Source organism: Telluria sp. ZB4P37, from assembly GCF_059685855.1.
The window spans coordinates 917,747-930,478 of the sequence record NZ_JCASID010000001.1 but is presented as its reverse complement, the minus strand read 5'-3'; the positions used below and the strand labels follow the sequence as shown (position 1 = coordinate 930,478).

13 protein-coding genes are annotated in these 12,732 nt (G+C 63.4%); 10 read left to right on the top strand and 3 right to left on the bottom strand.

Features of this window, described 5'->3' with window-relative positions; translation table 11 throughout:
* The 3 genes from AC56K1_RS04435 to AC56K1_RS04425 form a co-directional block, all read right to left on the bottom strand.
* On the bottom strand, positions 1–144 hold a 144-nt coding region (locus tag AC56K1_RS04435; protein WP_497156641.1), incomplete at its 3' end, for a flagellin N-terminal helical domain-containing protein.
* 344 nt (positions 145–488) lie between these two features.
* On the bottom strand, positions 489–1,628 hold the full coding sequence (locus AC56K1_RS04430) for a hypothetical protein (RefSeq protein WP_497156616.1): 1,140 nt from the start codon (positions 1,626–1,628) through the stop codon (positions 489–491).
* Positions 1,629–2,046: 418 nt separating this feature from the next.
* Positions 2,047–2,961: a LysR family transcriptional regulator gene (locus AC56K1_RS04425; protein WP_497156640.1), complete on the bottom strand. Its 915-nt coding sequence runs from the start codon at positions 2,959–2,961 to the stop codon at positions 2,047–2,049.
* Positions 2,962–3,062: 101 nt separating this feature from the next.
* On the opposite strand from AC56K1_RS04425, the gene AC56K1_RS04420 reads away from it, so the two are divergent.
* Genes AC56K1_RS04420 through AC56K1_RS04375 form a run of 10 tightly spaced genes read left to right on the top strand, consistent with a single transcriptional unit; the run spans position 3,063 to position 12,725 of the window.
* The gene (locus tag AC56K1_RS04420; protein WP_497156615.1) at positions 3,063–4,172 is read left to right on the top strand and encodes a muconate/chloromuconate family cycloisomerase; all 1,110 of its coding nucleotides are present in this window, start codon (positions 3,063–3,065) and stop codon (positions 4,170–4,172) included.
* Between the two features lie 16 nt (positions 4,173–4,188).
* Complete coding sequence (gene catC, locus AC56K1_RS04415; protein WP_497156614.1) at positions 4,189–4,479, top strand: muconolactone Delta-isomerase; 291 nt, start codon at positions 4,189–4,191, stop codon at positions 4,477–4,479.
* 30 nt (positions 4,480–4,509) lie between these two features.
* Positions 4,510–5,430, top strand: a complete 921-nt coding sequence (gene catA / locus AC56K1_RS04410; protein ID WP_497156613.1) for a catechol 1,2-dioxygenase — start codon at positions 4,510–4,512, stop codon at positions 5,428–5,430.
* A gap of 23 nt (positions 5,431–5,453) precedes the next feature.
* Complete coding sequence (gene benA / locus AC56K1_RS04405) at positions 5,454–6,860, top strand: benzoate 1,2-dioxygenase large subunit (RefSeq protein WP_497156612.1); 1,407 nt, start codon at positions 5,454–5,456, stop codon at positions 6,858–6,860.
* A complete protein-coding gene (gene benB / locus AC56K1_RS04400) occupies positions 6,857–7,348 on the top strand; it encodes a benzoate 1,2-dioxygenase small subunit (RefSeq protein WP_497156611.1) in 492 nt (163 codons plus the stop codon). The genes benA and benB overlap by 4 nt, the downstream gene beginning before the upstream one ends.
* A gap of 42 nt (positions 7,349–7,390) precedes the next feature.
* Positions 7,391–8,410 (top strand): benzoate 1,2-dioxygenase electron transfer component BenC, encoded by a 1,020-nt coding sequence (gene benC / locus AC56K1_RS04395; protein WP_497156610.1) that lies wholly within the window; start codon positions 7,391–7,393, stop codon positions 8,408–8,410.
* A complete protein-coding gene (locus tag AC56K1_RS04390) occupies positions 8,407–9,198 on the top strand; it encodes a 1,6-dihydroxycyclohexa-2,4-diene-1-carboxylate dehydrogenase (protein WP_497156609.1) in 792 nt (263 codons plus the stop codon). The genes benC and AC56K1_RS04390 overlap by 4 nt, the downstream gene beginning before the upstream one ends.
* A 2-nt stretch (positions 9,199–9,200) precedes the next feature.
* Positions 9,201–9,992 carry a 3-oxoadipate enol-lactonase gene (gene pcaD / locus AC56K1_RS04385; protein ID WP_497156608.1) on the top strand — a complete coding sequence of 264 codons (792 nt, stop codon included), beginning with the start codon at positions 9,201–9,203 and terminating at the stop codon, positions 9,990–9,992.
* Positions 9,993–10,028: 36 nt separating this feature from the next.
* Positions 10,029–11,303 carry a benzoate/H(+) symporter BenE family transporter gene (locus AC56K1_RS04380; RefSeq protein WP_497156607.1) on the top strand — a complete coding sequence of 425 codons (1,275 nt, stop codon included), beginning with the start codon at positions 10,029–10,031 and terminating at the stop codon, positions 11,301–11,303.
* 60 nt (positions 11,304–11,363) lie between these two features.
* Positions 11,364–12,725 (top strand): MFS transporter, encoded by a 1,362-nt coding sequence (locus AC56K1_RS04375; protein WP_497156606.1) that lies wholly within the window; start codon positions 11,364–11,366, stop codon positions 12,723–12,725.
* The last annotated feature ends 7 nt before the right edge of the window (positions 12,726–12,732 follow it).

Below are 12,732 nucleotides of genomic sequence, written 5' to 3'. Positions count from 1 at the left end.
CTGCAGGCCGGCGGCGTCGTCCATTGCCGAGTTGATGCGGTAGCCGGTCGACAGCCGGGTCATCGAGGTCGACAGCGAGCTCTGGGTGCGGCTGATCGAGTTTTGTGCGGACAGTGCGGCGTTGTTGGTGTGGAGGCTCAGCATGATTGGTTCCTGTCAGTGGTCGGGTTGTGGAGTGCGTCACTCGCGTTCACAAGTACAAGGCGACAGGTTTCTGTGCGGCATTAAGTTCCATGTAGAAATAAATTGAAAATAATGCGATATGCCTGCTTTCCACACAAATGCGCTACCCATATGGCATGTGTTGGGCGTTCATATAACTGGTCAGCCCGGTTTTCCGGTCTATATATGTGTAAGAACCGCAGTACTGCCGTTGCCGGGCACGTAAGAGCCGCCGGTAACTTGTACCGTGTCGACCAGCTTCGTGGCGTAGTCCGAGGCCCCGGCGGCGCGTGCTTCTTGCACCGGCAGGCGCCAGTGCCGATGGTTCAGGCCCGTGGCTGGCGCCTGAACGCCACCGCATGCGTGGCGGCGCTCGCCACGCGCGTGACCACCGCAGCCGTGACGATGCATACCCCGACCAGGCAGGCAAAGCGCGTATAGGTAGCCAGCGTCGGCTGCTGCATGAGCGCCTGGCCGAGCAGCGCCGAGACCATCGCCACCAGCAGCATGATCACCGGGAAGTGGCAGAAGAAGGTAAACGACGCGGTCTGTCCCGACCACCCGTCGGCCGAGCCGCTGGCCTTGAATGCGCGGCTGGCGCGCCCGTCCTCGGGCTGTTTCGGATACAGCGCCCAGGCGATGGCGGCAAACCCGACTCCGACCAGCGCGAAGGCGCTCTGGATGATGAGCTCGCCAAACGGTTCCGGCAGCAGGCCGGTGCGGCTGCCCATCAGCCGGGACAGGACCAGCGCGGCGGCAAAGCAGGGCACCGCGACCAGCAAGGGCGGCCGCAAGGCGCGTGATTCGCTCAGGAAAACGACGCCGACCCCGGCCAGCCAGATGCCGGCCCAGATCAGGAACTGGTAAGGCATGACAAAGACCACGACCGCCAGCAGCACAAGCTGCACATAGCGCCCGCGTGGCTTGTTCAGGCCGAGACGGACGAACGCAACCAGCAGGATCAGGGACCAGAACAGGTAGGAAAGCAGGTAGAGCATGCTGTTGCTGCCGAAGTTGGGAACGATGAATGGCTGCAGCATCAGGGCGTTGCCGAACAGTGCGGAATACGTCAGCGTCAGCACGGTCAATTCCGGGAAATCGGTGTAGACCCCGGTGCCGCCAAAAAACTGCGCCCCGGTGAGGTCGAGAGTTGCGCCCACGATCAGGCCTGGCAGGAGGATCTTGTAGAGCGAGCCCAGATGCAGCGAAACAGGCGAACGGCCCGGCCCGGCCCGCGAACGCTGCCGGTGCAGCAGGAGCCCGGCAAGAATGCCGTCCAGGATGAAAAAGACGGCATAGGATTCGTGCCCGAGCCCCGTGACGAAGTAAAAGCCTGTTGAAAACAGGGTTTTCGCATGGACGGCATCGTAGTTCACGAACAGCAGGAACCGGAGGTGGTACATCAGCGCGACAATGGCGCTGGCCCATCTGGCGATGAGCAGGAACGAAATGAATCGGTTGGTCACGATTGGCCTCGTCGGTGGATTGGAGCCCGCTTCCTCCTCGAACTGAAACCAATATCCCTTCAGCAGGAGTGTTGATATATCTAAAGTGCGACACACGGCAAAGCCGAGTTGGGTTGCTTAATAGCAATTAGGCGCGGCGGAAGATCCATTTTAGGGGGGGCGGCAGGCGGACAGTTTGAGCACGCGCATGCACGATCGGCGTGCCAGCGCGGTGCGCGCCGGGCTTGCTCGGGCGCGTGCCGCGGTCCGGCAAGCCCGATAACGGAATGTGGCCGTTTGGCCTTGATCAGGGCAGAATCAAGGCGTGAACGTGATGCCCGGGCGAAACGGTGACCGCGGCGTTGCGCCAGGTCCGGCAGGCCATTAACCGGCATTTCCTCATAGGCTTTTGACAGCGTCTGATGCCGCCAGGAGCATGCTACAAAGCATGCTTTACGTGCGCGATCCCCAGCTCATCATAAATTTCGTAGATCACTTCCAGCATGTTCACCAGTTCCGGTGACCGGTCCATATGACGCGCGCTGAAAATGATCGGTGACACCGCCCGGCGATCGTCCAGGGGCCGGTAGACGACGTCGGTGCGGATCATGCCTTGCAGGCTTTGCGGCACGATCGCAATGCCCTGGCCAGCGCCGACCAGGCCAATGGCGATCTGCAGCTCGCGCACTTCCTGCACTTGTCGCGGCACCAGGTTGCGCTCCCTGAACGTGGCCAGCACCTGGTCGGCAAAACTCGGGCGCGGGCTTTTCGGATACACCAGCAGTGTTTCCTTGGCCAATTCTGACAGGGTCAACGGACCCTCTGTCGGTGCCAGTCGATGGCCTACGGGTAGCGCGACGATCAACGCTTCCTCGCGTAGCACGATGCGGCGAATCGCCGGATCCTCGCTCTTCAGGCGCCCAAAACCCACATCGATCCGGCCTTCCTTCAAGGCCTGCAGCTGCTCCATCGTCGTCATCTCGTGAAAGCTGATATCCAGCGACTGGTAGCGGTTCCGAAAGCGCCGCACGATTTCCGGCAACAGGCCATATAGGGTCGACGCCACGAAGCCGATCGCAAACTTGCGGTCGATCTTGCCGACACGCTGGGTCATTGCCTTCAGGTCGGCCGCCTTGTCCAGCAGCTCCTGTGCATGCGCATGGAAGAACTTGCCGGCCTCGGTCAGGCGCAAGGGGCGGGAGCCTTTCTCGATCAGCAGCACCCCTAATTCCTCTTCGAGCTGCTGCACCTGCCGGCTCAGCGGAGGCTGCGCGATATGCAAACGCTCGGCCGCACGGGTGAAGTTCTTCTCGTCTGCCACGGCGACGAAATAGCGCAGATGACGCAACTCCATGTTCATACCTCCAAGGTATCGAATCAATACTAAATCGGTGTTGGACGGTCAATATTTTAGGGAATATCGTGTGTTCACCTCACACATTATACGAACTGAATATGATCCGCGAAATCGAAACCACGCTCGTCGATGTGCCGACCATCCGGCCGCACAAGCTGTCTGTCGCGACGATGAACACGCAGACCCTGGTCCTGATCCGGATCCGTTGTGATGACGGAATCGAAAGCTGGGGCGAAGCCACCACGATCGGCGGCCTGAACTACGGCGCAGAAAGCCCGGAAAGCATCAAGGCCAACATCGATGCGCACATCGCGCCGCTAGTCCGGGGAATGGATGCCTCCAGCGTAGCGCTTGTCATGGCAAAACTTCGCAAGACGATCCAGGGCAACCGCTTCGCCAAGTGCGCCATCGAGACCGCGCTGCTGGATGCGCAGGGCCAGCGCCTTGGCGTGCCGGTCAGCGAACTGCTGGGTGGCCGGGTACGCGACTCACTGCCGGTGGCCTGGACCCTCGCCAGTGGCGACACCGCGAAGGACATTGCGGAAGCCGAGATCATGCTGGAAAAGCGCCGCCACCGCATCTTCAAGCTCAAGATCGGCGCGCGCAGCCTACAGGACGATGTCAGCCATGTCCTGGCAATCAAGCGCGCCCTGGGCGACCGGGCCAGCGTGCGGGTCGACGTCAACCAGGCCTGGAGCGAACTTGAGGCCGTGCGCGGCATCGCAGCGCTGGAAGCGGGCGGTATCGACCTGATCGAGCAGCCGGTGCGCGCCGATAACCGGGACGCCATGCGGCGCCTGGCTGCGCGCTTCGACGTTGCCGTGATGGCCGACGAGGCGCTGCACGGTCCGATCGATGCTTTCAATATCGCACGTACCAATGGCGCCGACGTCTTCGCGGTGAAGATCGCGCAGTCCGGTGGCCTGGTTCCCGCACAGCAGGTCGCAACCGTCGCACAGCTGGCCGGCATCGGCCTGTATGGCGGCACGATGCTGGAGGGCGGGATCGGTACCGCCGCCACTGCGCACCTGTGCGCTACCTTCACCGACCTGACCTGGGGCACCGAGCTATTCGGTCCGTTGCTGCTGACGGAAGAAGTACTCGAGGAGCCGCTGGTCTATGCCGACTTCGCGCTGCAGGTGCCAGCGGGGCCGGGCCTGGGTGTGCGAGTCGACGCCGACAAACTGCGGCGCATGCGCCGCCAGTAACCAAGGGAGAGCACCAATGCTATTTCACGTAACCATGGAAGTCCAGCTGCCCGCGTCAATGCCGAAAGACCAGGCCGACGCGCTGAAGGCTGAGGAAAAGGCGCTCGCGCAGCGCCTGCAGGAAGAAGGGAGCTGGCGCCACCTGTGGCGCGTCGCAGGGAAATACGCCAACGTCAGCATCTTCGACGTGCCAGGCAACGAAGAGCTGCACGCGCTCTTGATGTCGCTGCCTCTGTTCCCGTACATGCGCATCGACGTCACACCGTTGTGCCGGCACCCGTCCTCAAGCCGCGCCGGCGACCTTTGAGTTCCGATTAAACCTGGAAGGAGACAAGAAATGAACCATCAACAAATTGATTTGCTGGCCAAACAATGGATCGTCGACGCGGCCGACCGTCCAGCCAATCCACGCGTGCAGGCCATCGTCCTGCGCCTGGTCGCTGACCTGTGCAAGGCTATGGAAGACCTGGACATCCAGCCGAGCGAATTCTGGAAGGGCGTCGAATTCCTCAGCACCGCCGGCAAGAACAATGAGCTTGGCCTGCTGACCCCGGGCCTCGGCCTGGAGCGCTTCATGGACATCCGCGCCGACGAAGCCGAAGCACGTGCCGGCATCGAGGGCGGGACGCCGCGCACGATCGAAGGCCCGCTATACGTGGCCGGCGCGCCGCAGAGCCAGGGCTTTGCACGCCTTGACGACGGCACCGAGAGCGACCAGGCAGAAATACTGTTCATGCAGGGGACGGTCTTTGATGCGGACGGCGCTCCGGTCGCCGGCGCGAAGGTTGAGGTCTGGCATGCCAACCTGCTGGGGAATTACTCGTTCTTTGATTCGACCCAGTCCCATTTCAACCTGCGCCGCACCATCGTCACGGACGCTGAAGGGCGTTACGGGTTCCAGTCGATCATGCCGAAGGGTTATGGTTGCCCACCGGGCGGCAGTACCGCCACGCTGCTGGCGCAGCTCGGCCGCCACGGCCAGCGCCCGGCGCACATCCACTTCTTCGTCAGCGCCCCGGGCCAGCGCAAGCTGACCACCCAGATCAACATCGACGGCGATGAGTACCTGTGGGACGACTTTGCCTTTGCCAGCCGCGAGGGCCTGGTGCCAGCGGTCACCCGCATCGAGGCCCCTGCAGAGATCGCCGCGCGCGGCCAGGACAAGCCGTTTGCATCGATCGATTTCGACTTCCGCCTGCACCGCGAAGTCGCCGAAGCGCCGCCAGCACAAGTCGAGCGCCTGCGCGCAGCTGCCTGAGTCAAGGCTAGAAGGAGAACACCATGATCCCGATTCATCCTGTGTCCGCGGGTTCCCCGAACCCGGCGGCAGTGGCGGAGCTCGACCTCGATTCGCTGCTAATCGAAGACCACGCCCGCGGCGACTATCGCCTGCATCGCAGTGCCTTCACTGACCCGTCCCTGTTCGAACTCGAGATGAAGCACATCTTCGAGGGCAACTGGATCTACCTGGCCCACGAAAGCCAGATCCCGAACAACAACGACTACTACACGACCCAGATGGGCCGCCAGCCGGTGTTCATTGCGCGCAACCGACAGGGTGAGCTGAACGCGTTCATCAACGCCTGCAGCCACCGCGGCGCCCAGTTGTGCCGCCTGAAGCGTGGCAACAAGGCGACCTACACCTGCCCGTTCCACGGCTGGACCTTCAACAACAGCGGCAAGCTGCTGAAGGTAAAGGACCCGGAAGACGCCGGCTATCCCGAATCCTTCAACAAGGAAGGCTCGCACGACCTGAAAAAGGTGGCGCGCTTCGCCAACTACAAGGGCTTCCTGTTCGGCAGCCTGAATCCGGACGTGTCCTCGCTGGAGGAGTTCCTTGGCGGAGCAGCGACGATCATCGACATGATCGTCAACCAGTCGCCGGACGGCCTGGAAGTGCTGCGCGGCGCGTCGACCTATACCTTCGAAGGCAACTGGAAGCTGCAGGCCGAAAACGGCGCCGATGGCTACCACGTCTCGGCGGTGCACTGGAATTACGCCGCCACGACCAGCCGCAGAAAGGAAGCTGCGGAGCGTGAAGACAAGATCCGCGCAATGGACGCCGGCAAGTGGGGTCGCCAGGGCGGCGGCTTCTACGCCTTCGACCATGGTCACATGCTGCTCTGGACAAAGTGGGCTAATCCCGAAGACCGGCCGAACTACCCGCGTCACGCCGAGTATGCAGCCCAGTACGGCAAGCCGACCGCCGACTGGATGGTCGAGCGCTCGCGCAACCTGTGCGTGTATCCGAACGTTTATCTGATGGATCAGTTCGGCTCGCAGATCCGCCTGCTGCGCCCGATCTCGGTTGACAAGACGGAAGTGACGATCTACTGCATCGCGCCGAAAGGTGAATCCGATGAAGCCCGCGCGCGCCGCATTCGCCAGTACGAAGATTTCTTCAACGTCAGCGGCATGGCCACGCCCGACGACCTCGAAGAATTCCGCGCCTGCCAGGCCGGCTATGCCGGCAGCGCCATGCCGTGGAACGACATGTGCCGGGGCTCGACGCACTGGATCCAGGGTCCGGACGAGGCAGCAAAAGAAATCGGCCTCGCGCCCGTGATGAGCGGTGTGCGCACCGAGGACGAGGGCCTGTACACGGTGCAGCATCGCTACTGGCTCGACGTCATGCAACGGGCGAAAGCGTCTCAAACCATCCAGTCCAATGAAGGAGAGCGAGCATGAGCGCCATCGCCTTTCAAGACGTCGCCGCTTTCCTGTACCGCGAGTCGCGCCTGCTCGACGATGAAGCCTGGGACGAATGGCTGGAGTGCTACCACCCGGAGGCGCAATTCTGGATGCCGTCCTGGGACGACGACGGCCAACTGGTGAGCGACCCGCAGCGCGAGATTTCCCTGGTCTATTACCCGACCCGCCAGGGCCTGGAAGACCGCGTCTTCCGGATCAAGACGGAACGCTCGAGCGCCACGATACCCGACACGCGAACCAGCCACAACATCGCAAACCTTGAAGTTGAAAAGCAGGAAGGGATGGTAGTCACGGTGCGCTTCAACTGGCATACGCTGAGCCACCGCTACAAGACCGATTTTTCCTATTTCGGCATGTCGCGCTACACGATTGACTTTGGCGGCGCAGCGCCGCGAATCCTGGACAAATACGTCGTTCTGAAGAACGACTACATCCACCAGGTCATCGACGTGTACCACATTTAAAGCCGCACATTCAGCCCGGAGAACCCGGGGAGGAGACAGACGATGAACCATCACATCGCCTTGCAATTCGAAGACGGAATCACCCGCTTCATCGCGTGCAACGACAACGAAACGCTGTCCGATGCCGCCTATCGCCAGCGGGTCAACATTCCGCTCGATTGCCGCGACGGCGCCTGCGGCACCTGCCGCGCGCATTGCGAGTCGGGCAGCTATGACATGCCGGCGTCGGGCTATATCGACGACGCACTCGAACCCGACGACGCTGCCCGGGGCTTTGTGCTGGCTTGCCAGATGCGGCCCAAGTCGGATTGCGTCGTCAAGATCCTGGCGACCTCGCAGGCCTGCAAGTCCGGGGCCCACGGCTACCAGGGCAAGATCGCTTCGGTCGAGAAGTTTTCGCCATCGACCATCCGCTTTGCGATCGACCTCGAGGAAGGCGCGGCGCCCGGCTTCCTGCCCGGGCAATACGTCAACGTCGCCATTCCGGGTACCAACCTGACCCGCTCGTATTCTTTCAGTTCGCCTCCAGGCGCGAGCCGCGCCGAATTCGTCGTGCGTAACGTGCCAAACGGGCGCATGAGCGACTATCTCGCGAATCAGGCGGGGGAGGGCGACACGATCACCTTCCTCGGTCCTTTCGGCAGTTTCTATTTGCGTCCTGTCACGCGGCCGGTGCTGTTCCTGGCCGGAGGCACCGGCATCGCGCCCTTCCTGTCGATGCTCTCGTGTCTGGAGAAGAGCGGTTTTCCGCACCCGGTGTGTCTCGTCTATGCGGTGACCAACGACCACGACCTGGTTGGCCTCGATGACCTTGAGCGGATTGCGGGAAGTAATCCGAACTTCACTTACGTCACCTGCGTGGCCGCGCCGGACAGCGCGCATCCGCGCAAGGGCTATGCCACCGCCCATGTGGAACCGTGCTGGATGAACGACGGCGAGGTCGATGTCTACCTGTGCGGTCCGCCGCCGATGGTGGACGCCGTGCGCACCTGGCTCGCGGAGACCGGAGTCAATCCCGCGAGCTTCCACTACGAAAAATTCTCGCCCAACGCAGGAGCATGATCGTGTTTGAACGTGGACGTTTTGAAGACAAGGTCGTGATTGTCACCGGCGCCGCCCAGGGCATCGGGCGCGGGGTGGCACTGGCGGCCGCGCGCGAGGGCGCCCGGCTGGTGCTGGCGGACCGCGCCCGGATCCTTGAGGAAGTGGGCGCCGATGCGCAGGCAATAGGCGCGCTCGTGGCCCTGGCCCACGTTGATCTGGAGACCTACGCCGGTGCCCGTGCGCTGGTTCAGACCGCGCTCCTCGAATTCGGCCGTATCGACGTGCTGGTAAATAACGTCGGCGGTACGATCTGGGCCAAGCCCTACCAGGAATACGAGGAAGCGCAGATCGAAGCGGAGATCCGCCGCTCGCTATTCCCAACGCTCTGGTGCTGCCGCGCCGTGCTGCCCAGCATGATTGAACAGGGTAGCGGGGCAATCGTCAACGTCTCATCGGTGGCTACCCGCGGCATCCACCGCATCCCCTATTCGGCAGCCAAGGGCGGTGTCAACGCCCTGACTGCAAGCCTGGCCTTCGAACATGCGCAGGACGGCATCCGCGTCAATGCAGTGGCGACCGGCGGCACCGAAGCGCCGCCGCGCATCGTGCCGCGCAACCCGGAGCCGCTTTGCGAACAGGAGCAAGCCTGGTACCAGGGCATCGTCGACCAGACGATTGCTTCAAACCCCATGCATCGCTACGGCACGATCGACGAACAGGTCCGCGCCATTCTGTTCCTTGCGTCGGATGAGGCGTCTTACATCACGGGCACCGTGCTGCCGGTCGGTGGCGGCGACCAGGGGTGAACATGGCGACCATTCCCCTCAACGGCGCCCCCTTGCACTATCGCTGCGATGGCGAGCGTACACGGCCCACGGTCGTGCTGTCGAACTCGCTCGGAACGGATCTGTCAATGTGGGACGCGCAGGCCGCGGTCCTCGCAAGGCGCTTCCACGTGGTCCGCTACGACACCCGCGGGCATGGCGCTTCGGTCGCCAACACCGGCGCCGCGCCCGGTTCGTACACAATCGAACTGCTCAGCACGGACGTGCTGGCACTGCTCGACCATCTTGACATCGACCGCGCGCACTTCGCGGGCCTGTCGATGGGCGGCCTTATCGGCCAGTGGCTGGGCGTCCATGCGCCACGGCGCCTGCACAAACTGGTGCTGGCCAATACCGCCGCGCGCATCGGCACACCGGACGGCTGGCGAACAAGGGCCAATGCCGTGCGCGCCAACGGCATGCTGGAGATTGCCGCCGGTTCGCCTGGGCGCTGGTTCACCCCCGAATTCGTTGCGCGCCAGCCAGTCGTCGTGGGCACGATGCAGAAGACCGTGCGTGGCCTCGACCCGGAAGCTTACGCCGCCTGCTGCGACGCGCTGGCGGCGGCCGACCTGAACGAAGCGGTGCAGCGCATTACGGCGCCTGTGCTGGTCATTGCGGGAGGCTTCGACCCGGTCACGACCGTCGCTGATGCACAGCAGCTTTCCAGCGCAATCGAAGGCTCGACTGTCACGGTGCTGCCCGCCTCCCACCTGTCGAACATCGAAGCGCCGGACCGGTTCACCGACGCCGTCCTTACATTCCTGCTGGCTTGAAGCCGGCCGCAGGCATCATCGACACTGGAGGCACGCATGCAGCAGTCCCGTCATCGCAGGCAGGCCGAAGCGGCAACGCAAGCCGGAGCTGTCGGCCTGGAGGCGGCCGTCCTGCAGGCAGCCCCCGACCGGTCCTGGTCCGACTGGTCGGCCTCCGGCGTCACGGCGGGCTTCCTCGCAGTGCTGGTGTCGTTCACCGGACCGCTGGCGATCTTCTACCAGGCGGCGCAGGCCGCCGAGGTCGACAGCGCGGCATTTGCCTCCTGGGTCTGGGGCATCTCGATCGGCGCCGCCGTTTCCGGCATTGTCCTGAGCTGGATGCTGCGTGCGCCCGTGATCACCGCCTGGTCCGCGCCCGGCACCGCCTTGCTGATTACGCTGTTCCCGGGGCTCTCGCTGAACGAGGCGATCGGCGCCTACCTGACGGCGGCAGCCATCCTGCTGGTCATCGGCCTGTCGGGCTCCTTCGACCGCCTCATGGCCCATGTACCAAAGGGCGTCGCCAGCGGCATGATGGCAGGCATCCTGCTGCCGTTCGGCCTGAATGCCTTCCGCTCCACCGGATCGCTGCCGCTGCTCGCCTTCGGCATGATCTTCGCCTACTTGGTCTTCCGCCGCCGGGCGCCGCGCTACAGCGTGATGCTGCTGCTGGCAACCGGCGTGGTGCTCGCCCTTCTGCTCGACGCCACCAACTTTTCCGGCATCGAACTGCAGCTCGTAGCGCCCCGGTTTATCGCGCCCGCCTGGTCGTGGTCCTCCACCTTCAGCCTGGCCTTGCCGCTCGTACTCGTGACGCTCACCGGCCAGTACCTGCCGGGCATGGCGGTGCTCCACACGTCGGGCTACGCGGCCAATGTGCGCCCGATCATGACCGTCAACAGCGTGGTGTCGCTGGCTGTGGCGTTCACGGGAGGCATCACGGTCGCGATCGCCGCCATCACCGCCGCCATGTGCACCGGCCCGGACGCGCACGAAGACCCGCGCCGGCGCTACGTGGCCGGCATCGCCAACGGCGTGTTCTACCTGCTGGCGGGCCTCTGCGGCGGCTCGATCGTGATGTTGTTCGCGGCGCTGCCAAAGGAAGTGGTCGTCACCCTGGCCGGCCTGGCGCTGCTCGGGCCGATTATGGCGAACCTGGTCGGCATCGTGGTCGCTGAGAACCATCGCGAAGCGTCCGTCATTACCTTCCTTGCAACCGCGTCCGGCATGAGCTTCCTGAGCCTTGGCTCGGCATTCTGGGGCATCGTGATCGGGATGATCGCCTACTGGATTCTGCACGCACGCGTGACGAAAGGGCAGCACAAACAGTAGTAGAAAACGAAGTAAACCCGGGTTCGCACCATAACTTTAACGATAACGGAGACACGTATCATGCGACATATCGACATCCACAAAATCGCCGACGAAGCGACATTCAACCGCTTCCACGGCTCGCTACTCCTGTGGTGCGCCATCATCATCATTTGCGACGGCTACGACCTGGCCGTGGCCGGTATCGCCGTTCCGTCGATCATGAAGGACATGGGCGTGACGGCCCAGAACGCCGGCTTTATGGTCAGCTCGGCGCTCTTTGGCATGATGTTCGGGGCGATCACGCTGGGCACCCTTGCGGACCGCATCGGCCGGCGCTGGGCCATCGTCATCTGTATCGCGCTCTTCAGCGTCTTCACGGCCGCCGCCGGTTTCGCCGGCGACCCGTACGTGTTCAGCGCGCTGCGCTTCCTGGCCGGGCTGGGAATTGGCGGCGTAATGCCGAACGTGGTCGCGCAAATGACCGAATACTCGCCGCGCAAGATCCGCGCCACGATGGTCACGCTGATGTTCAGCGGTTACGCCGTGGGCGGCATGCTCGCCGCGATCCTGGGCAAGGGCCTGATCGAGCAGTACGGCTGGCAGTCCGTGTTCCTGGCGGCCGGCGTGCCGGTGCTGCTGATCCCTTTCGTGCTCAAATCCATGCCTGAATCGATGCCCTTCCTGGTCAGGAAGGGCCGTCTCGACGAGTTGAAGATGGTCCTGCAGCGGCTCGAGCCAGGCTACCGGGTCCAGCCAGGGGACAGCTACGAACTGCCGGCGGTCGACCGCGCATCGGGCGCACCGGTGGGCAAGCTTTTCCACGAAGGCAGGGCGTTCAGCACGGTCATGTTCTGGGTCGCCTTTTTCATGTGCCTGTTCATGGTCTACGCATTGAGCTCGTGGCTGACCAAGCTGATGGCCGGCGCCGGCTACAGCCTCGGCTCGGCACTGACTTTTGTCCTGGTGCTGAACTTCGGCGCCGTGATTGGCGCCGTCGGTGGCGGCTGGCTTGCCGACCGCTTCCACATCAAGTATGTGCTGGTGGCGATGTATGCCCTGGCCGCGGTATCGATCTCGCTCCTCGGCTACCCGGTATCGACCCCGGTACTGTTCCTCCTGGTCGGGCTGGCTGGTGCATCGACCATCGGCACCCAGATCGTCACCTATGCGTACGCAGGCCAGTTCTATCCGAGTGCGATACGGTCGACCGGCATCGGCTGGGCCTCGGGTGTCGGTCGCAGCGGCGCCATCCTCGCGCCCATCGTCATCGGCACCCTGGTCGGCATGGCGCTGCCGCTTCAGCATAACTTCCTGGCCATTGCCATACCTGCCGTCATTGCCACCGTCGCGGTATCGCTGATCAGGCATGAGCGCTCGGCAACGGCCGCCAACGATAACGCCGTGCGGCGCGTGGCCGAACCGGCCTTCAGCAAACAATAATCGACGG